Raw genomic sequence first — 22,248 nt, 5'->3', positions numbered from 1 at the left:
GGGAAATGCGACGTCAGAGCGAGGCAAGCGCCGCGGACGCGGTGACCGCCGCCTGATCGAGATAGAGCCTCGGCTGCGTGCAGTCGACGAAGATGGTGGCCGGCCAGTCGGCCTCATACCCCTCGGCGTGGGTGAGACGGTGAACGGCCCTGCCCTTGTCGCGACCGTGCGCCACCATCACCACCCTCTTGGACTGTACGCGGATGGTGCCGATGCCGACCGTGACGCCGTACCGGGGAACATCGTCCAGCCCGCCGAAGGTCGGGAAGGTCGCCAGATTGTCGGTTCTGGTCTGTTCGCCCAGCTCGACCAGTCTGGTCGGCGAGTCCACCGCGCTACCCACCGGGTTGAACGCGATGTGCCCGTCCCCGGCTCCCGAGGCCAGCAGGAACAGATCGATCCCGCCGGCCTCCGCGATCTGCCGGTCATAGGCTCCGGGATCGGCCGGGTCGGGCAGCCACAGCCGCTCGGGGGTGATTCCCCGCCCCGCTCCCGCCGCCGCGTTCAACCGCCCGACTATCTCCACCCGCCCGAACCGAAGGCAGCTGTGCGGCAGCTCGGGATCGACCGTCCGGTACTCCCGGCCGTGCGCACCCGACGCCGTGGCCTCGACATACTCGTCCATCATCACGATCACGACATGCCCGAGGTCCAGCCCTCGCGCGGCCACCTCATCCGCGAGAGCGCGGTAGGTACTGGCGGCACTGCGCCCACCCGGACAGCCGAGCAGATACTTCCGCCCTGCTCTCGCGGCCTCCTCGATCTCGACCGCGATCTCCGCTGCAAGCCTGCGGCCCAGCGCCTCTGGGTCCGGGAAGACGATCGGCGACACCCGCACTGAATGAACTCCTTCTCGACCAGCCAACGCTTTGGCGGACCAGTTACTCCACAAACCATACCCTGGTCTGATTGGTCTGGGCAATGGCTCCAGGCGTGGCGTCTCACGGCGTGGTGCAGCGGGAGTCCGGCGGCGGCTTTGGCCCCCTTCTGCCGGGGAAGAGCCATCGCCTCTGCCAGGGAACGGCCATCGCCATCATCGGCGCAGGACAAAACATCGAGACAGACGGTGCGTGTCCCGGACGAGGAGCGGACGAGGAGCGGGCGACGACGCTCTACGGCCCGCCGTCGGCATCTATACGGCCGAGCCGTCCGATGATCCGCAGACCAGGTGAACCAGAGTCCCGTCAACTCGGGTGTGAAGACGGCTGGACGGGTACGTGGCCGAGGCAGGCAGCGCGGCCGCGGAGTGTGAAGCAACCCCCAGAAGGGGTGCGCCGCGAAGTCGGCCCTCGGCGCGGGGCGAGAAGCCGGATCGATCGCCCGTCACCGCGCTGCGAGCAGTCGCTGCCCGGCGGACACACCCGGGGCCAAGGTCGGCAGAGGCCCAGGTCCTCTCGTCAGGACGTGGCGCCTCGCGACCGGGCCAGGGCGCTGATGCGCAGGTCCCTGGTGCGGCTCTGGTGGGCGATCATGCGCTCGCGGGCCGCGGCCGCATCACGGCGACGCACCGCGTCCAGGATCGCGGCGTGCTCTTCGAGGATCAGGCTGAGGTTGTCGGGGAGGTCCGTGGCAGGGGCGGTGCGCGCGTCGTACACCCTCAACTGGGCGTCCAGCCGGTCCATCAGTTCGGCGATCGAGGCGTTGTGCCCGGCCTCGCGCAGCGCCACGTGCCACAGCATGTTGAGTTCCCGCAGTTCGGCGGGGTCCCTGGCCGCCACGGTGCTCTCGTGGACATGGACCAGCCGGGCCAGGTCGAGTTCGGTCCGCCGCAGGGCGGCGGCCTGCGCGGCCGACGACTCCAGGGCGATACGGGCCTCGCAGATCTCCAGGATCTCCTCCGGCGTGCGGGTACGGACCACATAGCCGCGGGTTGCCTGCTCCACCAGGCCGTCCTGTTCGAGCCTGATCAGAGCCTCCCGCACCGGGGTGCGCGAGACGTTGTACTGCGCGCTGAGGGTCGTGGGGATCAGGACGGTGCCGGGCCCTGCCTGCCCGCTGAGGATGCTCTGCCGGATGCGGGTGTAGTGACTGCCCGTACGTCCGTCTTCCTCTGAAGTGGCCACGTCCTCTTCCCCTGCCCTCTCTGTCCTCGCCCCTCGGGGGCTGCACTGAGGACATCTGTATACACTAGCTTGCACTTGAATGCAGGTGTCGTTAGGGTCTGTTCCACGTTCGAAGCAGCTCCGGACGCCGGGCCGATCGGCCGGCGATCACATCCACGGGAGTTCCGGCATGTACCGCGAAACGCAGTCACGGCGGGGTCAGGCCCCCCTGGCCGTCGTCGCGGTCGTACTCCTGCGAGCGGGCGAGCTGACCTGCCGTCGGCACATCGATCTCATGCGGGTCTCCAGCGCCAGCTGTCGCTGATGATCCAGTCTTCGTAGCGGCACACCTCGACTGCGCAGTCCGCACGCGGCTGCCGTCCCGCTTCGCTTGTCATGCCCTGCGGCCCCTGGCCCGGCGATCGAGCCCGCGAGCACCCCTCGCTCCGCACACGCCGGAGTTTCTCCTCCGCCCGACGTAGGTCCCCGCCCGTGCGCGGGCCGTAGCCGTGGGCGGCCGGGGCCCGAACAACCACTCCTGAAAGGGAGACCCATGCCCGAGCAGCCACTGCTCACCAAGGACGGGGATCCGCCCTCCGGGCCGACCGACGCCACCGTCTCCGCCCAGGGTCGTGCCGCCCCGCCACGTCCGACCGGACCCCCCGCCCCACGCCGGAGCGCCCGTCTGCTGCCGCGCACCGGCCGGACGCTCGGCCCCTGGGCCGTTCCGCTGCTGGCCCTGGTGGTGTGGCAGGTGACCGCCCGGACCGGGGTCCTCTCCGCATCGGTCCTGCCCGCTCCGGAGGCGGTCCTACGGGCAGGCACCGACCTTGCCGCCACCGGTGACCTCCAGCGGTACATTCTCACCAGCCTGCGCCGTATCGCGCAGGGCTTCGCCCTCGGCACGGCCACCGGCCTCGTCCTCGGTTTCGCCGTGGGGATGTCGAAACCGGCCGAGGTGCTCCTGGACCGCTCGCTGCAGATGGTCCGCACCATCCCGCACCTGGCCCTGGTCCCCCTCATGATCGCCTGGTTCGGCATCGGCGAGGAGCCCAAGATCCTGCTGGTGGCGCTGGGCACCTTCTTCCCCGTCTATCTGAACACCGTCACCGGCATCCGCGAAGTCGACCCCAAACTGCTCCAACTCGGCCGTTCCTACGGTCTGGGGCGCTGGGCCCTCGTACGTGACATCGCCGTTCCCGGTGCGCTGCCGACCATCCTGGCGGGCATCCGCTACTCCCTCGGCGTCGCCTGGATGACCCTGGTGGTCGCCGAGACCATCTCCGCCAGCGACGGAATCGGCTACCTCGCCCAGGACGCCCGGCAAATGCTGCGCACCGACCAGATCGTGCTCGCCATCGTGCTGTACGCACTGGCCGGTCTGCTCGCCGACTTCCTCACCAAGCTCATCGAAAGAAGGGTCCTGCGGTGGCATCCCCACTACCGTCGTCCGTCCCCGTGACGCCCCCCGAGTCCGGTGCCCGCCTCCTCCTCGGCGGTGTGGGCAAACGGTACGGCGACCGGTGGGTCCTCAAGGGCCTCGACCTGGAGGTCGAACCCGGCTCCTTCGTCTCCTTCCTCGGCCCCAGCGGCGCGGGCAAGAGCACCTTGCTGCAGATCATCGCCGGGCTGGAGGAACCCAGCACGGGAAGCGTCACCTTCCACGGAGCGGGGCCGGAACCGGCCACGGCACGCATGATGTTCCAGGAGGACCGGCTGCTGCCCTGGCGCACCGTCGAGGACAATGTGCTGCTGGGTGTCAAGGGCCGCAGGGACGAGGCCCGTGCCCTGTTGGAGGCCGTGGGACTGGCCGGTCGTGAGGGAGCCTGGCCGGCCGAGCTGTCCGGCGGCCAGAAGCAGCGTGTCGCCCTGGCCCGTGCCCTCCTGCACCGTCCCGAAGTACTGCTGCTTGACGAGCCGTTCGGTGCTCTGGACGCCCTGACCAGGATCGCCATGCAGCAACTCGTGGAACGCCTCTGGCTGGCACAGCCACGCACCGTGCTGCTGGTCACCCATGACGTGGAGGAGGCCCTTGTGCTGTCCGACCGCGTTCTGGTGCTGACCGGCGGCTCGATCGGACGCGATCTGCGGATCGATCTGCCGCGCGGGGACCGGCGCGGCCACCCACGCCTCGTCGCCTGGAAGGAAGAGATCCTCCAGGGGCTGCTCGCAGCCGATGCCATCACCCCGGACGTCGCCTGAACTCGCCCGAACTCGCCCGAAGCCGCCTGAAGTCGCCTGAGCAGGCCGGTCCTCCCGTCGCCTCACCCGACCGCTCCCATCCATGCCTCCCCTCGCTGAACGCGAAGGAATTCACCATGACCAGATACCGCATCACCACCTCCCGTCCCTCCGCCGACGAGCCGGCCGGGCTCTCGCGCCGTCGTCTCCTCACCCTGGGCGGCATCGCCGCGCTCGCGCCCGCCCTTGCCGCCTGCGGCCAGGGCAGCTCCACACCCAAGACCGAAAAACTCGCCGCGGGAGTGCCCGCCAAGCTCCGCTTCGCGGTCATCGGAAACGGCAGGACCGGCATTCCGGCGGCACTGCGCCACAAGTTCGACGGCCTGGACATCGGCAAGGAACTCGGTGGCACGGCGGTCTCCTGGCCGTCGGGTTTCACCGCCTCCCTGCCCGTCATGGAGGCGTTCAAGGCCGGCAGTGTCGACTTCTCGTTCGCCACCGCCACCGCCGTGGCCTACGCGATCGGCGGCGGCGTCCCCATCGTGCCGCTCGCCGCCTACCCCCTGCCCGGCACGGAGGTCGAGATCCTCGTACCGAAGGACTCCGCCATCCGCGGTGCGGCGGATCTCAAGGGCAAACGGATCGCCGACCAGAAGGGCACGACGAGCACCTACAGCCTCATCAAGTACCTGGAGAGCGCCGGGCTGCGGCTGGACGACATCGAGTATGTCGATCTGCCCGCCGCCGACGCGGAGTCGGCCTTCGCCAACGGCAAGGTGGACGCCTGGATCAGCTGGCAGCCCGCCATCGGCCTGGCCAAAGCCCGGCATCGGGCCCGCAGTCTGCCGAACGTCAAGACGTACGACTACAGCTTCTACGTGGCGAGTGAGTCGTTCGCGAAGGAGTTCCCCGAGGCCGTGGCGAAGGTCGTGCGCACCGTCCGCGACGCCCAGCGGAGCATCAACGGCTCACCGGAGAAGAGCGTCGACTTCTTCGACCGCATCGGCGGATTCGGCTCCGCGAAACTGGAGCGCGAGGTCTACCTGGAGCTGACCCGGAAGAAGCTGCTGTCCGACTCCAACGCCGACACTCTCGCGGCGGTGGACACCCGGGCGATCGACAGCACCCAGGACCTCGCCGACAACTTCCACGCTCTGGGTGTCTACCCGTCGAAGATCGATGTGGCCGGGTTTCTGCGGGACTCCCGGTTCGACTCGATCAGGAAGACGGTCGCCACCGAACTCGCGAAGTGAACCGGCGCCGGACACCCGGGCCGCGCGGCGCGCCGGCCCGGCATCCCGGCCGCCGCGATGACCGCACCAGCACCCGGAGAAGCCCCCACGCCCACCCGCCACGGCAGAAAGCCCCTCGATGAGCACCTCCCAGAATCAGATGCACCTCGCCGCCTTCGTCACCGCAGGGCCCGGCCGGCCCGGAGGCTGGCGTTACCCGGGCGCCGAGCCGAACTGGCTGTCCGCCTCCTACTACCAGCACATCGGACGGATCCTCGAACAGGGCAGATTCGACCTGATGTTCTTCGCCGACATCCTGTCCGTACCCGACCGGTTCGACAACAGTACGGACAGCCAACTGCGCTACGGCGCGCTCGGCTCCCTGCGACTCGACCCGACACCCATCCTCGCCTCGGTCGCGGCCGTCACCGAGCACCTCGGTGTGGCCGCCACGGTTTCCACCAGCTATCTGGAACCCTTCCCGGTGGCACGGTCGTTCGCCACGACCGACCACCTCAGCCACGGCCGCGCGGCCTGGAACGTGGTCACCTCCTTCCAGGACTCCGAGGCCCGCAACTTCGGCAACGACCGGCACATCGACCGTGACAAGCGGTACGACCGGGCCGACGAGTTCCTCGAAGTGGCCTGCAAGCTGTGGGACAGCTGGGAGGACGACGCGCTCGTGCTGGACCCGGCCGCGCCCCTCTTCGCCGACCCCGCACGGGTCCACCGCATCGACCACGAGGGCGAGTGGTTCAGTGTCCGCGGCCCGCTCAACGTCTCCCGCCCGCCCCAGGGTTACCCGGTGATCATCCAGGCCGGCGCCTCTCCCAAGGGACGGGACTTCGCCGCTCGCTGGTCGGACGTCATCTTCTGCAGCCACGCCTCGCTGGAATCGGCCCGGGATTTCTACCAGGACATCAAGGCGCGCGCCGTGCGCCACGGCAGGCGCCCCGACGACATCAAGATCCTCCCCATGGCGACTCCCGTCATCGGCCCGACCACCGAGGCTGCGCACGAGGCCCGGCAGCGGCTGGAGGACCTGGTACCGCCGCTGGCCGGCCTGTCCACCCTCGCCTATCACCTGGACGTCGACCTCTCCGGTCTCCCCCTCGACGAGCCGCTGCCCGACATGGACGCACCGGGCGTCCAGGGCCACTACAAGGAGGTCGTCGAGATGACTCGGCGCGACGGACTGACCCTGCGTGAGCTGGGGAAGCGCTATGGCGGCCGCATCGAGGGAGCCTTTGTCGGCACTGCCGCGGAGGTGGCGGACGGCATGGAGCGGTGGTACTCGGAGGGTGCCTGCGACGGATTCACCGTGGGCGCCGTCCACACTCCGGGAGCGTTCGAGGACTTTGTCCGCCAGGTGGTTCCGGAGTTGCAGCGTCGCGGTGTCCTCCGCACCGAGTACGAGGGCAGCACCCTGCGCGACAACCTGGGCCTGGAACGCCCCGAGGCCGGTTCCTGGCGCAGCCGCCGCCACGGTGCCTGAGCATCCACCGACCCGGTGGGCACACCGCCGTGCCCGTTCCGTCCGCCGCCACGGCCGACAACCACGACAGCTACGACAGCTACGAGAAACACAAGAAACACGAGGACAGCAAGGACGATGACGACCGCAGTCGATACCGTGAGCATCACCGGCCGGACCACGGACACCCTGGGCCGTCTCCTGGTGACCGCCAGAAGCAACCACTTCGTCTCCGACGCCCGTACCGGACCGGCCGAGGCCGTCCAGGCCGGAGAGCTGCTGCTGTCCTCCCTGGCCTCCTGTTCCCTGAGCAACATCCAGCTCCACGCCGCGGAGCGTGGGTCCGGCCTGACCGACGCGCAGGCCCACGTCAGCTATGAACGAGACCCGCAGGACCCCACCCGCTACGCGGCCATCCGCCTCGACCTGCGGCTGAGCGGAGTGACCCAGCAGGAGGCCGAGACTCTGGCCGGGCTCTTCACCGACAGCTGCCCCATCTACAACACCCTGCGCCGAGGCGGTGACGTCACGATCTCCGTGCACGCGGGAACCGCCGTCCCTCCCGCCCTCTGAGGGACGAGCGTCGTCGGCCGGCCCGGCACCTGGGCCGGTCCTTCGCCCTTCCGGCCGGCCGGCAGGCGCATAGATCGTCGCCCGCCCAGTCGACACCTCATCAGCACACCGCCTTCGGAGGTCCCTCATGGCCGCAATCCTGTCCGTGTCCGGAAGCCCCTCTGCCTCCTCCCGCACGGCACGGCTCCTACGCCACCTCGACCACCGGCTGCGGGACCAGGGCCACGACGTGACCGTGCTGGATGTACGCAGCCTGCCCGCCGACGCGCTCCTCGACGCCGACCTGCGGCACCCGGCCATCGCCAGTGCCGCCGCCCAGTTCGAGCAGGCCGCTGGGATAGTGATCGGCACCCCTGTGTACAAAGCCGCCTACTCAGGTCTGCTCAAGACACTGCTCGACCTGCTCCCCCAGCACGCGTTGGCCGGGAAAACCGTGCTCCCGCTGGCCACCGGCGGGAGCACGGCCCATGTGCTGGCCCTCGACTATGCGCTGCGTCCTGTGCTGAGTTCCATGGGGGCGGCACACATCGTGCCGGGGTGGTTCACGCTCGACCGTGACATCACCGTCGACGACGACGGCACGCTCACCATCTCACCTGCCGCTGCCGGGGCACTGGCACGGGTCACGGACTTCTTCTCCGCCGCGGTGAACGGACGGACAGCCCAGTTGGTGCCGACCGGCTGAGAACGATCCGAGCTGCCCGCGCGCCGTCGCCATGACGACGGCACGCGGGCAGCTCGACACCTCACTGTGGCTACGGCAGGACGGCCACCGGTCGTCAGAGGGCTCGGCTGTCGTACAGCACGGGGTTCAGCGGAGTGTGCGGAACGTGGCCCACCTTCGTTTCCGGCATCCAGTCGAGGTCACGGATCTGATGCTCGTTGGTGGGCTCGGTGACCCGGATGTCGGCGTCCATGTAGATGACGGTCATCACACGGCGCGGCACCGTGCCCTGGTTCGGGCCCGCGTGGTGGAAGGTCCAGCCGCGGTGGAAGCTGGCGTCACCGAGGGCGAAGGGCTCGACGACGTCCTCGAAGTCCTGCTCGGCCAGGGCCTGCTTGAGCCGTGCCTCGGACTCGTCGGAGATCGGGAGGTCGCGGCCGTAGGAGAAGTTGTGGCTGCCCCGGGCGAAGGACAGCGGGCCCATCTCCAGCGGGGTCTCCTGCAACGGCAGCCAGATCGTCAGGCAACGGTCGGAGGACAGTGGCCAGTAGTACTGGTCCGCGTGCCAGGGGGTGATACCGCCGCTGGGCTCCTTGTACAGCGCCTGGTCGTGGTACAGGCGTACGGCGTGCACGCCCAGCAGCCGGGCGGCGATCTCCGCCAGTCGGCGCGAGAACACCAACTGCCTGACCTTCTCGTTCTCTTGCCACATGTTCGACACCTGCAAGAACGCCTTGCCGTAGGTGTCCCGTTCGGCGAGCGGCAGATCCTGGGTGTTCAACCGGATCACCTCGGCGGTGATCGTCGGCTCATACTCCGCGATCGTCTCCGGCGACAGCACTCCGGAGAGGCGGACGAAGCCGTCGCGGTTGAAGTCGGCGGTCGCGGACGGGGCCAGTCCCTCGTACGGGACGTCCAGTTCGGAGGCGGATGCCTGCACAGCCGTGGTCATGTCGCCTTGCTCCTCATGCGTAAGGGTGGGAAAGGGCCGGGTCCTGGGCTCCACCGTCGCAGGGTGAGCGGGGCATCGCCACGCCTCTGTTGCCCACTTCTGGTACTCAGTTGACCCGCACGCACAGGGCCGACCGGGGGCTAGCATTCCCGTGTGAAGCCGCGTTACGAGCAACCGGGTATTTCCGATGGGACCACGTTCACTTGCTTCGTCCGCAGCGAGAGGTCCTTCGACTTCGCCTGGCACCATCACCAGGAGTATGAACTCACACTGATCACCGCCGGTACCGGCACCCGTTATGTGGGTACCACCGTGGAGCGTTATCAGCCCGGCGCGATGGTGCTGCTCGGCCCGGATCTGCCGCACACCTTCGCCTCCGAGGCGTCCGAGGCGAACGCCGAAGCGGTGGTCACGCAGTTCCGGCACGACTTCCTCGGCCCGGAGTTCTTCGCCCTGCCCCCGTTCCGCGTCCTGAGCGGCCTGCTGGCGCGCTCGGCCCACGGGCTGTGCTTCGATCATGCCTCGGAGGGGGTGCGAGCGCTGGTGACCCGGCTCCCTCACTTGGAGGCCGCGGCCCGGACCGTGGCGCTGCTCGAGGTGCTGCGCCGTCTCGCCGAGGACGCCACGGCCGCACCGATCACCGGGCCCGGATACGCCACCGCCCCGGGCACTGCCGTGCGTGACCGTATCGACGCCGTGTGCCGCTACCTCCAGCAGGCCCACACCGAGCCGGTGGAGCAGGCGGAGGTGGCGGCACTGGTCCATATGTCGCCGACGTCCTTCAGCCGTTTCTTCCGCCGGGTTATGGGACGTACGCTCACCGACTACATCAATCAGCTCCGGGTGGAGACGGCCTGCTCACTGCTGACCGCCACCTGTCTGCCGGTCACGGAGGTCGCCGCCCGCAGCGGCTACCGGAACCTCGCCAACTTCAACCGCCGCTTCCGCGAGCTGAAGGGCCTGCGGCCGACGGAGTACCGGGCCGCGCATCCACAGAAACGGAAAACGGCCGACCCGTTGGGCTGAGTCGCACAACAGCCGACTCGGCAGTGCCTGCCGGCATGTCCGACTGTGTCTGCCGGACATCCCGACTGTGCATGTCGGCCGCCCACGGTTTCGCGCCCGATCAGCCCCGGCGTATCCCCTACGCCTGCTTCGCCAGCTTGGTGTAGCGGCCGCCCAGCAGCCATTCCGCGACATACAGGTTGCCGTCCGGGTCGGATGCCAGACCGTGCGGCGAGTTGAACTTTCCAGGCTGCAGTCGGTTCGTGGGCACGGGCAGGTTCTCGGCGTCGAGCGCGTTCGGCCAGCCGGGTTCCGCCGTGACCGCGCCGTTGTCCCCGATGTATCCGACCAGTTGGTCCTGACCGTCGAGCACCGCAAGGCGTGAGAAGAGCTCACCGACGACGAGGCGTTCGCCGTCGAAGGCGAAGACGCTCGGCGAGTTCAGGACGCCCTTTCCGATGATCCGGCCGAACGTGCCGTCCGTCCCGTACACCTGGATCTGTGCGTTGCCGCGATCGGCGACATACACCTCCGGCGCGCCCCGACGGGTGTCGATCGCGATCGAGTGCGGGCAGTCGAAGCGCTGCCCGCCCTCCGCTCCGTTCACGCTGAGGACGTACCGGCCGTCGCCGTCGAACTTGTGGACGAGGCTGGAGCCGTATCCGTCAGTCACCCAGACGTCCCCGGTGGACGGGTCGACCGCGACATCCGTCGGCGCGTAGTGTCCCCCGTCCTCGTACACATCGGCCGGCGGGCGCTCGATCCGCACGAGTTCCTCGCCGTCCAGCGAGTACTTCGCCACAGCGGGGCCGGTCCCCTCGTGGCTCAGAGTGCCGTCCGGCCGCAGAAAGCTCTTCCCTCCCGGATCCGCGATCCACACCGCGTCTTCGTCGATCTGCATGCCGTGGCCCTCGTTCAGCCGGACGGGAACCTCGCGGAGCAGCGAGCCGTCCTGTCGCAGGATCAACAGCCGGGGCTTACGGGGGTGGAAGGTCACGACCTCGCCCGCGTCGGTGACCTGGATGCCGGGGTGAGCCCAGCCCGTCCTTGCCAACTCCGGATCAGGCACCGCCGCCCAGGCATCGATCCACTCGTACACCATCGGGCCGCACTCGATCTTCATAGGAAGCTCCTCGTTTCTGGTGGGGCAAGGCCATCCAACCGGACGCGTGGTTCTGCGGCGGTGGTTCTGCGGAGGGCAACCCACCCTGATGGAGAGCGCCGTGGACGAGCGGTGGCAACGCGCCGTCCGGCGGGGTGTCACGCCTCCTCGTGGCCGGCCCACCAGCCCAGCACATGGCCGATGTGCCTGACCATCAGCCGCTCACACTCCTCGGCCGACCCCGCCTCCAGTAGGTCCAGCAGGTCCAGGTGTTCGCGAGCGGACGCCTGGAGCTCCTCCGTCGCCACCAGATCTGCCAGGCCCGTCAGGCGCGTCCGGGCACGCAGGTCGGCCACGATGTCATGCAGCCTCGGGTTGCCGGCCAGCTTCAGCAGGGTGAGGTGGAAGGTCGTGTCGGCCTGTAGGTAGTGGGCCAGGTCGGCATCGCGGGCACCCCGCACGATCTCCTCGGCCAGGTCTCGCAGGTGGGTCAGGTCGGCCTCGGAGAGTTGGCCCGCGAGCCGCCGGACCGCCGGCGCTTCCAGCAGTTGGCGTACGTCGACGATCGCGCGCAGTTCGTCCTCGCTCACCGCGGTGACACGGAAGCCCTTGTTGCGGACGATGTCGACCATGCCGCGCTTGGCCAGGTTGAGCATCGCCTCACGGACGGGCGTGGCCGAGACACCGAAGCGAGCGGCCAGAGTGGGGGCGGAGAACACCTCACCGGCGGGCATCTGACCTGAGACGATGGCCGCGGCGATCGCTTCCTCGACCCGTTCCCGCAGACTGCTGCCGGGTGTGAGCGGAGCCAGAGAATCACTGTCCGCGGTCGCCATGAATATCCCCATCACCCATCAACGGCCGTTCCCCGTCTTTCCCAGTGCTCAGTGCAATGGCACATCTTAACTATCCGGCCACTCCCTGCGTCTGGCCTGGCCGCCCTCGCCTGCGGTACCGGTTCGCCGGCCGCGGCCGTCGGCTCGTCCGCGATCGGATGGCGCGGACCTGCCCGCTCAGCAGGCAAGGTCCGGTCATGTCCAGATGTCCTCCTCAGAACTCGAAGCCGGCCGGGTACGGGTCGGACGGGTCCACCATGTACTGCCCCAGCCCGGTGATCCAGGCGCGGCCGGTGATGGTCGGCACGACTGCGGCGTGCGGGCCGACCGTGGTCCGGCCGACCAGCCGCCCGGTGAACCGGCTGCCGATGAACGACTCGTTGACGAAGTCGGCACCGATCTCCAACTCGCCGCGGGCCCATAGCTCGGCCATGCGCGCGGACGTTCCCGTGCCGCACGGTGATCGGTCGAACCAGCCGGGGAAGATCGCCATCGCATGCCGGGAATGCCGGGCCGTCGAGCCGGGTGCGATGAACTCGACGTGGTGGCAGTGGTCGAGGCCGGCGATGTCCGGATGCTTCGGCGGCGCCTGGGTGTTGATCGCCTCCATGACGGCCAGCCCCGCGTTGACGATCTCGGTCTTGCGGGCCCGGTCGTACGGCAGCCCGACCGCGTCCAGGTCGACCATCGCATAGAAGTTGCCGCCGAAGGCCAGGCTGTACGGCACCCGTCCGAACCCCGGCACCTCGATCGTCGCGTCCAGCCGGTCGCTGTAGGCCGGCACGTTCTCCAGCGTCACCGAGTCGGCGTGCCCGTCACTGACCTGGACGCTCGCCACCACCAGACCGGCCGGGGTGTCCAGCCGGACGGTGGTGACCGGCTCGCTGACCGCGACCATGCCGGTCTCGACCAGCACCGTGGCCACCCCGATCGTCCCGTGCCCGCACATCGGCAGACAGCCGGACACCTCGATGAACAGCACGCCGACATCGGCGTCCGGCCGGGTCGGCGGCTGGAGGATCGCCCCGCTCATCGCGGCGTGCCCGCGTGGCTCGTTCATCAACAGTCGGCGCACATCGTCCAGATGCTGCATGAAGTACAGTCGGCGTTCGTTCATCGTCGCGCCGGGGATGACGCCCATCCCGCCGGTGACCACCCGGGTGGGCATTCCCTCGGTGTGCGAGTCGACGGCCGAGAACAGCCGCTTCGCCCGCATGTCAGAGCGCTTCCGCGGACAGCGCGGCGAGCCCGGAGATCGCGCGCTCCATGTCGGCGCGCACCTGCTTCTTGTGCGCCGGGGCGAGCGGCCCGCGCGGCGGGCGGCACGGGCCGCCGTATCGGCCGACCATGTCCATGCCCAGCTTGATGGCCTGTACGAACTCCGTCCGCGAGTCCCACCGGAACACGGCAACCAGTTTCTTGTAGAGCGAGCGGGCCTGCTCGTACCGGCCGGCCGCCATGTGCTCGTAGATCGCGACCGACTCCGCCGGGAAGGTGTTGGGGAAACCGGCGAACCAGCCGACCGCGCCGTCGACCATCAGCTCGAACAGCACGTCGTCGGCGCCCGCGATGACGTCGATGTCGCACAGCTCGCGGATCTCGAAGGCCCGCCGGACGTCCCCGCTGAACTCCTTGATCGCCACCACCTCGTCGATCTCGGCAAGCTCCGCGACCAGCCGCGGCACGAGGTCGACCTTGGTGTCGAACGGGTTGTTGTAGATCATCATCGGCAGGCCGGCCTCGGCGATGTGCCTGTAGTGGTCGACCACCTGCTCGTCGCTGGCCCGGTAGAGGGTCGGCGGCAGGGCGAGCACCCCGTCGGCGCCGTCCGCCCTGGCCAACTCGGCCCAGTGCTTGGCCTGGTGCCAGCCCGCGCCGTGTACCCCGGCCACCACGAGGCCGCGCCCGCCCACCGCCTCGACGGCCACCTGCACCACACGGCGCCGCTCCTCGTCGGTCAGCGACGAGTACTCGCCGAGCGAGCCGTTCGGCCCGACGCCACGGCAGCCGTTGCCGATCAGCCAGTCGCAGTGCTCGGCATAGCGGTCGTAGTCGACGGCGAGCCCTGCGGGGGCGGAGCCGTCGGCCTTGTAGGGCAGCGCCGTCGCGACGATGACGCCGCCGAGGTCAAATCGATTGCCGGCCATGGACTACCTCTCATTCAGCTCATTCAACGGGAGGGGTGGCGATGTCACCGAGCCGGACCGGGGCGACGATCGGGCGATGGGCCATGCGTCCCGGATCCAGCGGAGTGTCAGGGAGCAGGTCTTCGACGTTCCGGCCGCAGATGCGGCCCTGGCAGATACCGAGACCGGCGCGTGAACTGAGCTTGAGGGAGCGCAGACCGCAGGTCTCGGTCGCGGCGAGTACGGCGCGCAGTTGCCCAGCGGTCACCTCCTCGCAGCGACAGATGATCGTGCTGTCGTCGACCCAGGACTTCCAGCCGGGCCGAATGCCGTGCGCGCGGTGCATCCGGTCGGCGAATGCGCGATGGCGGGTCACCTCGGCGCTGCCACCGGCACGGCCCGCCGCGGCCCGCCCCGCTGCCGCTCCCTCGGCCAGGGCCAGGTCGGCGCCGCCGATACCGGTGATCTCGCCGGCCGCGTAGACACCCGGTACCGAGGTGCGCTGCTCCGCGTCGACGCGCACGCTCCCGTCGGCGGCGAGCGCGCAGCCCGCGGAGATGGCGATCTCCGTGCGCGGCACGAATCCGTGGCCGACGCACACCGCGTCGACGTCGACTCGCCACCCGGTGCCCTGCCGCGGCGTCCAGTCGTCGGCGATCCGGGCGACGGTGACCGCGCGCACCCGGTTGTCGCCGTGCGCGGCCAGTACGGCAGCGCCGGTGCGACAGGGAACCCGGTGCGCGGCCAACGCACGTACATATCCGCCGAGTTCGGCCGACTTGGCCATCAGGTCCCGCGGCCCCATCCGGTGCGGGCGCGGCAGCCAGCCGCGGGCGATCCGCCGCCAGTCGCTCGCCTCGACGACGCCGACCACCCGCGCGCCCACATGGATGAGGCCGGCGGCAACCGGGAGCAGGAACGGACCGGTGCCCGCGACCAGCACCCGCTTGCCGACGGCGACACCCTCGCCCTTGGCCATCGCCTGCGCCGCGCCCGCCGTATGGACACCCGGCAGGTCCCAGCCCGGGAACGGCAGTGTGCGCTCGTGCGCACCGGTGGCAAGCACCAGAGCGCGTGGCTCGAAGACGCGACGCCGACGATCACCGCCGTCGGCCGGGCCGACCAGCGTGTGGACGACCAGCGGCATGGTGTCACGGCGGTCCACCGCCCAGACCTGGGCGCCGGTGACGATCTCGCAGTCAGGGTCTTCGGTCAGTGCCCGTCGCAGCGCCGTGAATGTGGCCCACCTGTGCTGTAGCGCGCGGCTGTCCACAGCGGAACTCCCGGCCGGCGGATGGCGCCAGAACTGACCGCCCAGCACGCCCGACGCGTCGAGCAGCACCACCCGGGCATGGGCCCGCCGGGCGGCCAGGGCCGCGGCCAGGCCGGCAGGACCGGCTCCGATCACCAGCACGTCAACACCCGTCATCGGCCGCCCCCGTCTCGACCACATCGCCGTCGGCCACCAGGCGCTGACAGGCACGCACATCGCTGAGCCCGTTCACCGTCACCAGACAGTCGAAGCAGACGCCGATACCGCAGAACAGTCCGCGCGGCCGGCCGGCCTTGGCGGTCGTACGCCAGGAGACCCGGCCACGCGATATCAGCACACCGGCAACGGTCTGCCCCTGCGTGGCGCGCAGCCGTTCACCGTCCACGGTCACGCAGATCTTCATCCGGTCGTTTCCTCCTTCAGGGTTGGGCGGGTCACCGCGTAGGGGGCGGCCGGGATCTCGGGCTCCGCCCCGGTCATGAGCGCACCGATCAGGTCCGCCGTACCGGGCGCGAGCCCGATGCCCGCACCCTCGTGCCCGGTCGCATGCCACAGGCCGGGCAGGCGAGGGTCGGGCCCGATGACCGGGAGGTGATCGGGTACGTACGGCCGGAACCCGCCGTAGGCCCGCATGACCGGAACACCGGCCAGGAAAGGGAAGAGAAGGATGGCCTTGGCGGCCAGTTCGCCGACCACCGCGACCTCGATCCGCTCGTCGAAGCCACGTCGTTCTCGCGACGAGCCGATCAGCACGGTGCCGGCCGCCGTCGACTCGACGACGCCGGACGTCTGCAGGTCGGCCGAGCCCGACTCGACGGCACCGACATAGTCGGCGTCGTACACCTTGTGCCGGATGCGGCGCGGCATCCGGGTGGTGACCAGCACGGTCCCTCGTCTGGGCAGCACCGGAAGACGAACACCGAGACTTCCGGCGGCCTCGGCCGACCAGGGCCCGGCGGCCAGGACCGTATGCTCGGCGCCGAAGCGTCCGGCAGTGGTGTCGACGCCGACGAGCCGTCCTGCGGACACGATGCCGCTGAGAACGGTGACACCCTGCCGTACCCGCGCGCCGTGCCGACGAGCCGAAGCAAGCAGTGCCTCCGTCGCGACGGTCGGCTGCACCTGGGCATCACCGGGATACAAGACGGCCGCGGCGACGTGTGGCGTGAGGTCGGGCTCCAGTTCGGCGGCCTCCGCGGCGGTCACCGGACGGGCGTCGACACCCACATGTCGTTGTGCGGACGCGAATGCGAGCAGCGCGTCCGCCCCCGTCGTGGTCGTCGCGACCACCAGGCCACCCTTCGCCTCGAACTCGAGGTCGGGGAAACCGGGGCCCAGCTCTTCGGGAAGCTCGGCGGCGAGTTCGGTCCAGCGGCGGCCGGACAGCACCGCGAGATCGAGTTCAGCGCCAGGGCCTTTGTCGGAGACAAGGATGTTGCCCTCACCGCTGGACGACGTTCCTCCGGCGGAAGCGCCGCGATCCAGCACGGTGACCCGAAACCCGCCCAGGGCCAACCGCCTGGCCACGGCGGCCCCGACGATACCTGCCCCCACGATGACGACGTCCGAGCTGCGCATTTCAGTACCATGTCACATGCCACGCTCCCTCGGTAGACGTCTCGCAGGAATCTGACTGCCCGCCCGCGACCATGACTCGCGCCCCGGCTCGCGATCGGCACGGCCCGGCCGACCCGCCCGCTGGACCCGCCCGCTGGACCCACACCGGATGAACATGTGTGAAATGCCACATAGGCACACAGCTGCTTCACTGGATAGATCCCAGGAGCGGCTTGAGTCCTGTGCGATCACCGGTCCGGAGGAGGGTGCGATGACGGACATGGCGAGCAGGCGGGGCAGGGACGACGGCCCTGCGATCACCGAGCGGGTCGTGACACTCACCGTGAACGGGCGCCCGCACACCCTGCGGCTGGACACCCGGGTCACGTTGTTGGACGCGCTGCGTGACCGGCTGGGCCTTGTGGGTACGAAGAAGGGCTGTGACCAGGGAGCCTGCGGCGCATGCACGGTCCATCTGGACGGCAGGCGAGTGCTGGCCTGCCTGACCCTGGCCGCTCAGGCCGAGGGCCGGGCGATCACCACCATCGAGGGCGTCTCCGGCGCCGATGGGCCGCATCCGGTGCAGCAGGCGTTCATGGAGCACGACGGATTTCAGTGCGGCTTCTGTACACCGGGGCAGATCATGTCCGCGGTCGCGCTCATGGCCGAGGGCCGGGCCGGCTCCGACGAGGAGATCCGGGAGTTCATGAGCGGAAATCTGTGCCGGTGCGGTGCCTACCCGGGCATCGTGGCGGCGATACGCGAGGCGGCGTCCCGGGGAGGTCACGATGCGGTCCTTTGACTACGTCCGGGCCACCGACACCCGTGAGGCGGTGCGGTTGCTGGCAACGGACCCGGCGGCGGCCTGCCTGGCGGGCGGCACGACCCAGCTGGACCTGATGAAGGACGGGGTCCTGGAGCCACCGCGGCTGATCGACATCACCCGCCTCCCACTGCACGGCATCGAACGCCGCGGTGCGGCCCTCCATGTGGGGGCCCTGGCCACCATGGAGGAGCTGGCCGCCGACGCCACGGTGGCCGCGCGGCTGCCCATGGTGCGCGAGGCCCTGCTGCGGGGCGCCTCGGTGCAGCTGCGGAACATGGCCACCATCGGGGGCAATCTGCTGCAACGCACCCGCTGCCGTTACTTCCGCGACCCCACGGTCGTCGAGTGCAACAAACGCGCACCGGGTTCCGGCTGCGCCGCCGTGCGAGGTGCGGCGCGGATGCACGCGGTGCTCGGCGCGAGCGAGCGGTGCATCGCACTGCACGCATCCGACCTCGCCGTCGCCCTGGTGGCGCTCGACGCCATCGTGCACATCCAGGGACCGCCGGGAGTCCGCACCGTACCGCTGACGGAGTTCTATCTGACCGCCGACGAAAGCCCGCAGCGCGAGAACGTCCTGGAGCACGCCGAACTGATCACCTCGGTGGAGATCCCGCTGCCGCCGTCGGCCGCCCGGTCGGGCTACCTGAAGGTCCGCGACCGGGCGTCGTACGAGTTCGCGCTCGCCTCGGCCGCGGTGCTGCTCGTCGTGGCGGACGGGCGGATCCGTCGAGCCCGGGTCGGCCTCGGGGGTGTGGGAACGAAACCGTGGCGGGCCCACCCGGCCGAGCAGGTGCTGACCGGCGCATCCGCCACGACGGCCACGTTCCGGGACGCCGCCGAGGCGGCTCTGCGCGATGCCTGGACCGTCCCGGGCACGGCGTTCAAGGTGCCGCTCGCCCGGCGCACCCTGGTCCGCGCGTTGCAGACAGTGTCAGGAGTGACCGCATGAGTACGGTCGAGAGCAGGAGGCGGCCGCTGGTCGGCGCGGGCGTCAACCGGGTCGACGGCCCGCGCAAGGTCACCGGCACCGCCCCGTACCCGATGGACTTCAGCATGCCCGGCCAGGCGTACGGCGCCCTGGTGCAGAGCACCGTCGCCGCGGGTCGGATCGTCCGCATGCACACCAAGGCCGCCGAGGGTGCCCCGGGAGTGATCGGCGTGCTCACCCATGAGAACGCGCCGCGGGTGCGGACGGGACCGGTGACGGTGCTCGGGGCGTCGCCGCCCGCCCCGCTGCGCAGCGACCGGATCGTCCACCACGGGCAGCACATCGCCTTCGTGGTGGCCGAGACCCCGGAGCAGGCCGGCGCCGCGGCCCGCCTGGTGCGGGCCGACTACGAGACCACGGAGCCGCTGCTGGATCTCCAGGACCCGCGGGCCGAACAGCTCGTCGACCCATGGGGGATGGACACCTCGCGTGGCGATACCGCCGCGGCACTGGAGTCCGCCGAGGTGACCCTGCAAGCCACTTACACCACGGCGGACAACACCCACAACCCACTGGGGCTGTTCGCCACCCTGGCCGCGTGGGACGGCGACGCTCTCACCGTGCACGACACCAGCCAGTGGCCGTCGATGGTGCGCACCAGCCTGGCCATGACCTTCGGCATCCCCGAGAGCTCCGTGCGGGTTCTGGTGCCCTATGTGGGCGGGGGCTTCGGCGCCGGACTGCGTGCGTGGCCGCACGTGATCCTGACCGCCATGGCGGCCCGGGTGCTCAACCGACCGGTCAAGCTGGTCCTGACCAGGCCGCAGATGTTCACCTCGGTCGGACACCGGCCCAGCGGGGTGCAGTGGCTGAGTGTCGGGGCCACGCGCGGCGGCGAACTGCTCGCCCTCGACCACCGCAGCCTCAGCTCCCTGAGCATGGAGGACCACGACTACGAGCCCTTCGCCGCGGCGACCGCCTTCGCCTACCGCTGCCCCAACGTGATCACCCGGGACCGGCAGGCCCGGATCAACATCGCCGTTCCGACCTCCATGCGCGCCCCGGCCGAGGCACAGGGCAACTTCGCGCTGGAGTCGGCCCTCGACGAACTGGCCTACAGGCTGGGCATGGATCCCCTGGAACTGCGGCTGCGCAACCACACCGACGTCGATCCGCGCAGCGGGCTGCCCTGGTCCGGCAAGGCACTCCTGGAGTGCTATGAGGTCGGCGCGCGGCGCTTCGGCTGGTCCGAGCGAAACCCCAGGCCGCGCTCCATGCGCGACGGCAACTGGCTGGTCGGCTACGGCATGGCCGGTGCCCTCTTCCCCTACTTCGCCTCGCCCTGCACGGTGCAGGCCACCGTCCGCGGCGACGGCAGCGCCCTGGTGCGCAGCGCGGCGACCGACATCGGCACCGGTACCTATACCGTGATGGCCCAACTGGCCGCCGAGGAACTGGGCTTGCCCCTCGACCGGGTCCGCTTCGACCTGGGCGACTCGGACCTGCCCGACTCGGCGATGGCGGGCGGCTCCGGGCTGACCGGCGCACTGGGCAACGCCGTGCACCACGCCTGCCGACGGCTGGCGCGCTCGTTCACCGAACTCGCGTGCGTCGACGCCGAATCCCCTTTGCGGGCCGTCTCCCCGGACGACGTGGAGTGCACCGGTGGGTGCATCCATCCCGCGGGGCGCCCCGACCTCGGGGAGTCGTACGTCGATGTCCTCGCCCGGCACGGGCTGTCCGAGCTCACGGCGAGCGGAGACAGCACTCCGCCGGTCGCCGATGAGCTGGGCATGTCCCCCGCCGGTGCGTACGGCGCGAAGTTCGTGGAGGTCCGGGTCGACGCGGACCTCGGTCTCCTCCGGGTCGCGCGGGTGGTCTCGGTGATCGACGGTGGCCGGATCCTCAACGAGAAGACGGCGCGAAGCCAGATCATCGGCGGGACGGTCGGCGGCATCGGCATGGCCCTGTTCGAGGACACGGTCACCGACCCCCGTACCGGGCGTATCGCCAACGGCACGCTGGGCGACTACCTGATCGCGGTGAACGCCGATGTCCCGGACATGGACGTCGTCTTCGTCGGCGAGCCCGACCGCGCCACCGCCATCGGCACCAAAGGCGTCGGCGAGGTCGGTCTGGTCGGCGTCGCGCCCGCGATCGCCAACGCCGTGCATCACGCCACGGGAAAGCGCATCCGCGAGCTCCCGATCACCCTGGACGCCCTTCTGTGACTCCCTCGGTACGGCTCCGTTCCGTGTCCGGGTATGTCCGCCGGCCGCGCACCACTGGCCGAAGCAAGTCGGCCCCACCGGTGAACCGGCGCTCACCTCGTCAGAAAGGCGGGCCCTGCAAGTCGACACCGACCGATGGTTCGGGCAAGCCGGCCAGGTCGTATGACATGGCGGTCAGTGGGCAGGGCCGGGTGTCGTCGGACTGCCCGAAGGTGACCGGCACGCGAGGCCGTCGCCATCCCAACTGGGCGTAGAAGGGGACCATGTCCGGGCGGCAGAGCAGCATCATCGTCTCGGCACCGGCCGCCCGGGCGTGTTCGACCGCGACGCTGATCATGGTCCGGGCGATACCCCGACCCCGCTGGGCCGGGTGCACCAGCACCCTGCCCAGCCCGGCGACACGCCGCGATGTCCCGTCGAACGTCATGTCCCGCAGCAGCCATCCCACACAGGCCACCGGCCGGCCGTCACGGACCGCCGTGAGCGTGTGTTCCTTGTCCGCCCAGACCATGTCATCCGGGTCACCGGGGCCAGACGCGTACTCCAGCCGGAGACCGGCATCGACGTCATCCACCGCATGCCCCGCGGTGGCCGGGGTGGCGGCGGGGGCGAACCGGTACCGCAGACAGTGCAGGCCACTGGACTGCACGGCCCCGTCCGCCTGGGCGCCCAGGCGCGACAGTACGGCGATCGAGGCCGCGTTGCCCGGCAGAACGAACGCGAAGACGACCGGCAGCGCGAGCCGGCCGAACGCCAGGTCCAGGCACGCCCGGCCGGCCTCGCCCGCGATCCCGCGGCCCTGTGCCCTCGGATGCACGGCGAAGCCGAGGTCGACCCCGTACCGGGCCCGGTTGCGCAGTCCCACCCGTCCGAGGAACGCATGCGTTGCCGCATCCCGGACCGCGAAGTCGCCGTAACCGTGCCGGGCCCAGTGCGCGACGTGATCGTCACACATGGCCTCGGCTGCAGACCGGCTGTCCGCCCGACCGGTGGCCAGCCACCTCATGACGCTGTCCTGACCGACCACGGCAGCAAAGAGATCGTCACTGTCCTCGCGACGGATCGGCTCCATCACAAGCCTCGCGGTGCGCAGAACAGGTCCAGATAACCGAGCCATTCGGCAGGTCCTCTCAGCCAACGACGCGAGAAGGCTCATCAACTTCATTAAGTATCCCTAGTGTTGTGCATGTATATTTGCGTGCATGGAGTTGCTGCGCATGTCCAAGGCTGCGAAGCGTCTCGG

21 protein-coding genes are annotated in these 22,248 nt (G+C 70.0%); 10 read left to right on the top strand and 11 right to left on the bottom strand.

What is annotated here, in order from left to right; genetic code table 11:
* Nucleotides 1–13: 13 nt before the first annotated feature.
* Nucleotides 14–838, bottom strand: a complete 825-nt coding sequence (locus tag ACWEKM_RS25630) for a 6-phosphogluconolactonase (protein ID WP_451623567.1) — start codon at nt 836–838, stop codon at nt 14–16.
* Nucleotides 839–1,397: 559 nt separating this feature from the next.
* The gene (locus tag ACWEKM_RS25625) at nt 1,398–2,063 is read right to left on the bottom strand and encodes a GntR family transcriptional regulator (protein WP_451623566.1); all 666 of its coding nucleotides are present in this window, start codon (nt 2,061–2,063) and stop codon (nt 1,398–1,400) included.
* 532 nt (nt 2,064–2,595) lie between these two features.
* Here ACWEKM_RS25625 and ACWEKM_RS25620 point away from each other — a divergent pair.
* The 6 genes from ACWEKM_RS25620 (at nt 2,596) to ssuE (ending at nt 8,187) form a co-directional block, all read left to right on the top strand.
* Nucleotides 2,596–3,504, top strand: a complete 909-nt coding sequence (locus ACWEKM_RS25620; RefSeq protein ID WP_451623565.1) for an ABC transporter permease — start codon at nt 2,596–2,598, stop codon at nt 3,502–3,504.
* Nucleotides 3,501–4,244: an ABC transporter ATP-binding protein gene (locus ACWEKM_RS25615; RefSeq protein WP_451623564.1), complete on the top strand. Its 744-nt coding sequence runs from the start codon at nt 3,501–3,503 to the stop codon at nt 4,242–4,244. The genes ACWEKM_RS25620 and ACWEKM_RS25615 overlap by 4 nt, the downstream gene beginning before the upstream one ends.
* Before the next feature lie 116 nt (nt 4,245–4,360).
* On the top strand, nt 4,361–5,476 hold the full coding sequence (locus ACWEKM_RS25610) for an ABC transporter substrate-binding protein (protein WP_451623563.1): 1,116 nt from the start codon (nt 4,361–4,363) through the stop codon (nt 5,474–5,476).
* A 118-nt stretch (nt 5,477–5,594) separates the two neighbouring features.
* Nucleotides 5,595–6,950: an LLM class flavin-dependent oxidoreductase gene (locus ACWEKM_RS25605; RefSeq protein WP_451623562.1), complete on the top strand. Its 1,356-nt coding sequence runs from the start codon at nt 5,595–5,597 to the stop codon at nt 6,948–6,950.
* Nucleotides 6,951–7,067: 117 nt separating this feature from the next.
* The gene (locus ACWEKM_RS25600) at nt 7,068–7,502 is read left to right on the top strand and encodes an OsmC family protein (RefSeq protein ID WP_451623561.1); all 435 of its coding nucleotides are present in this window, start codon (nt 7,068–7,070) and stop codon (nt 7,500–7,502) included.
* Nucleotides 7,503–7,629: 127 nt separating this feature from the next.
* Nucleotides 7,630–8,187: an NADPH-dependent FMN reductase gene (gene ssuE, locus ACWEKM_RS25595; RefSeq protein ID WP_451623560.1), complete on the top strand. Its 558-nt coding sequence runs from the start codon at nt 7,630–7,632 to the stop codon at nt 8,185–8,187.
* Between the two features lie 94 nt (nt 8,188–8,281).
* Here ssuE and ACWEKM_RS25590 read toward each other — a convergent pair whose 3' ends face one another.
* On the bottom strand, nt 8,282–9,118 hold the full coding sequence (locus tag ACWEKM_RS25590) for a phytanoyl-CoA dioxygenase family protein (protein WP_451623559.1): 837 nt from the start codon (nt 9,116–9,118) through the stop codon (nt 8,282–8,284).
* 153 nt (nt 9,119–9,271) lie between these two features.
* Here ACWEKM_RS25590 and ACWEKM_RS25585 point away from each other — a divergent pair, with 153 nt between their 5' ends.
* Nucleotides 9,272–10,144 (top strand): AraC family transcriptional regulator, encoded by an 873-nt coding sequence (locus tag ACWEKM_RS25585; RefSeq protein WP_451623558.1) that lies wholly within the window; start codon nt 9,272–9,274, stop codon nt 10,142–10,144.
* Between the two features lie 118 nt (nt 10,145–10,262).
* Here ACWEKM_RS25585 and ACWEKM_RS25580 read toward each other — a convergent pair whose 3' ends face one another.
* The 7 genes from ACWEKM_RS25580 to ACWEKM_RS25550 all read right to left on the bottom strand — a co-directional run bounded on the left by ACWEKM_RS25580 (nt 10,263) and on the right by ACWEKM_RS25550 (nt 17,038).
* Nucleotides 10,263–11,246: a hypothetical protein gene (locus ACWEKM_RS25580; RefSeq protein WP_451623557.1), complete on the bottom strand. Its 984-nt coding sequence runs from the start codon at nt 11,244–11,246 to the stop codon at nt 10,263–10,265.
* A gap of 137 nt (nt 11,247–11,383) precedes the next feature.
* On the bottom strand, nt 11,384–12,061 hold the full coding sequence (locus ACWEKM_RS25575; protein WP_451623556.1) for a GntR family transcriptional regulator: 678 nt from the start codon (nt 12,059–12,061) through the stop codon (nt 11,384–11,386).
* A gap of 214 nt (nt 12,062–12,275) precedes the next feature.
* Complete coding sequence (locus tag ACWEKM_RS25570) at nt 12,276–13,277, bottom strand: proline racemase family protein (protein WP_451623555.1); 1,002 nt, start codon at nt 13,275–13,277, stop codon at nt 12,276–12,278.
* A 1-nt stretch (nt 13,278) separates the two neighbouring features.
* Nucleotides 13,279–14,208 (bottom strand): dihydrodipicolinate synthase family protein, encoded by a 930-nt coding sequence (locus ACWEKM_RS25565; protein ID WP_451623554.1) that lies wholly within the window; start codon nt 14,206–14,208, stop codon nt 13,279–13,281.
* Between the two features lie 19 nt (nt 14,209–14,227).
* Complete coding sequence (locus tag ACWEKM_RS25560) at nt 14,228–15,616, bottom strand: FAD-dependent oxidoreductase (RefSeq protein WP_451623553.1); 1,389 nt, start codon at nt 15,614–15,616, stop codon at nt 14,228–14,230.
* On the bottom strand, nt 15,603–15,863 hold the full coding sequence (locus tag ACWEKM_RS25555) for a (2Fe-2S)-binding protein (protein ID WP_451623552.1): 261 nt from the start codon (nt 15,861–15,863) through the stop codon (nt 15,603–15,605). The genes ACWEKM_RS25560 and ACWEKM_RS25555 overlap by 14 nt, the downstream gene beginning before the upstream one ends.
* Nucleotides 15,860–17,038 carry an NAD(P)/FAD-dependent oxidoreductase gene (locus ACWEKM_RS25550; RefSeq protein WP_451623551.1) on the bottom strand — a complete coding sequence of 393 codons (1,179 nt, stop codon included), beginning with the start codon at nt 17,036–17,038 and terminating at the stop codon, nt 15,860–15,862. The genes ACWEKM_RS25555 and ACWEKM_RS25550 overlap by 4 nt, the downstream gene beginning before the upstream one ends.
* A gap of 250 nt (nt 17,039–17,288) precedes the next feature.
* On the opposite strand from ACWEKM_RS25550, the gene ACWEKM_RS25545 reads away from it, so the two are divergent.
* Genes ACWEKM_RS25545 through ACWEKM_RS25535 form a run of 3 tightly spaced genes read left to right on the top strand, consistent with a single transcriptional unit; the run spans nt 17,289 to nt 21,005 of the window.
* Nucleotides 17,289–17,819, top strand: a complete 531-nt coding sequence (locus ACWEKM_RS25545; protein WP_451623550.1) for a (2Fe-2S)-binding protein — start codon at nt 17,289–17,291, stop codon at nt 17,817–17,819.
* Nucleotides 17,806–18,795 (top strand): FAD binding domain-containing protein, encoded by a 990-nt coding sequence (locus ACWEKM_RS25540; protein WP_451623549.1) that lies wholly within the window; start codon nt 17,806–17,808, stop codon nt 18,793–18,795. Before ACWEKM_RS25545 ends, ACWEKM_RS25540 begins: the two co-directional genes overlap by 14 nt.
* Nucleotides 18,792–21,005, top strand: coding sequence for a xanthine dehydrogenase family protein molybdopterin-binding subunit (locus tag ACWEKM_RS25535; RefSeq protein WP_451623548.1), 2,214 nt, complete (start codon nt 18,792–18,794; stop codon nt 21,003–21,005). The genes ACWEKM_RS25540 and ACWEKM_RS25535 overlap by 4 nt, the downstream gene beginning before the upstream one ends.
* Before the next feature lie 100 nt (nt 21,006–21,105).
* On the opposite strand, the gene ACWEKM_RS25530 is transcribed toward ACWEKM_RS25535, so the two are convergent.
* A complete protein-coding gene (locus ACWEKM_RS25530; protein WP_451623589.1) occupies nt 21,106–22,077 on the bottom strand; it encodes a GNAT family N-acetyltransferase in 972 nt (323 codons plus the stop codon).
* Between the last annotated feature and the right edge of the window lie 171 nt (nt 22,078–22,248).

The sequence above is a fragment of the Streptomyces sp. NPDC004752 genome, from assembly GCF_053601275.1.
Note: the sequence above shows the minus strand (reverse complement) of the source record. Positions and strands in the feature narration are given on the sequence as shown.

Bases quoted from the DNA above. Each gene is read 5' to 3' on its own strand.
- ACWEKM_RS25620 (WP_451623565.1), top strand. From the start codon at position 2,596: ATGCCCGAGCAGCCACTGCTCACCAAGGACGGGGATCCGCCCTCCGGG.
- ACWEKM_RS25540 (WP_451623549.1), top strand. From the start codon at position 17,806: ATGCGGTCCTTTGACTACGTCCGGGCCACCGACACCCGTGAGGCGGTG.
- ACWEKM_RS25530 (WP_451623589.1), bottom strand. From the start codon at position 22,077: ATGGAGCCGATCCGTCGCGAGGACAGTGACGATCTCTTTGCTGCCGTG.
- ACWEKM_RS25565 (WP_451623554.1), bottom strand. From the start codon at position 14,208: ATGGCCGGCAATCGATTTGACCTCGGCGGCGTCATCGTCGCGACGGCG.
- ACWEKM_RS25605 (WP_451623562.1), top strand. From the start codon at position 5,595: ATGAGCACCTCCCAGAATCAGATGCACCTCGCCGCCTTCGTCACCGCA.
- ACWEKM_RS25580 (WP_451623557.1), bottom strand. From the start codon at position 11,246: ATGAAGATCGAGTGCGGCCCGATGGTGTACGAGTGGATCGATGCCTGG.
- ACWEKM_RS25555 (WP_451623552.1), bottom strand. From the start codon at position 15,863: ATGAAGATCTGCGTGACCGTGGACGGTGAACGGCTGCGCGCCACGCAG.
- ACWEKM_RS25600 (WP_451623561.1), top strand. From the start codon at position 7,068: ATGACGACCGCAGTCGATACCGTGAGCATCACCGGCCGGACCACGGAC.
- ssuE (WP_451623560.1), top strand. From the start codon at position 7,630: ATGGCCGCAATCCTGTCCGTGTCCGGAAGCCCCTCTGCCTCCTCCCGC.
- ACWEKM_RS25535 (WP_451623548.1), top strand. From the start codon at position 18,792: ATGAGTACGGTCGAGAGCAGGAGGCGGCCGCTGGTCGGCGCGGGCGTC.
- ACWEKM_RS25545 (WP_451623550.1), top strand. From the start codon at position 17,289: ATGACGGACATGGCGAGCAGGCGGGGCAGGGACGACGGCCCTGCGATC.
- ACWEKM_RS25575 (WP_451623556.1), bottom strand. From the start codon at position 12,061: ATGGCGACCGCGGACAGTGATTCTCTGGCTCCGCTCACACCCGGCAGC.
- ACWEKM_RS25560 (WP_451623553.1), bottom strand. From the start codon at position 15,616: ATGACGGGTGTTGACGTGCTGGTGATCGGAGCCGGTCCTGCCGGCCTG.
- ACWEKM_RS25610 (WP_451623563.1), top strand. From the start codon at position 4,361: ATGACCAGATACCGCATCACCACCTCCCGTCCCTCCGCCGACGAGCCG.
- ACWEKM_RS25570 (WP_451623555.1), bottom strand. From the start codon at position 13,277: ATGCGGGCGAAGCGGCTGTTCTCGGCCGTCGACTCGCACACCGAGGGA.
- ACWEKM_RS25590 (WP_451623559.1), bottom strand. From the start codon at position 9,118: ATGACCACGGCTGTGCAGGCATCCGCCTCCGAACTGGACGTCCCGTAC.
- ACWEKM_RS25550 (WP_451623551.1), bottom strand. From the start codon at position 17,038: ATGCGCAGCTCGGACGTCGTCATCGTGGGGGCAGGTATCGTCGGGGCC.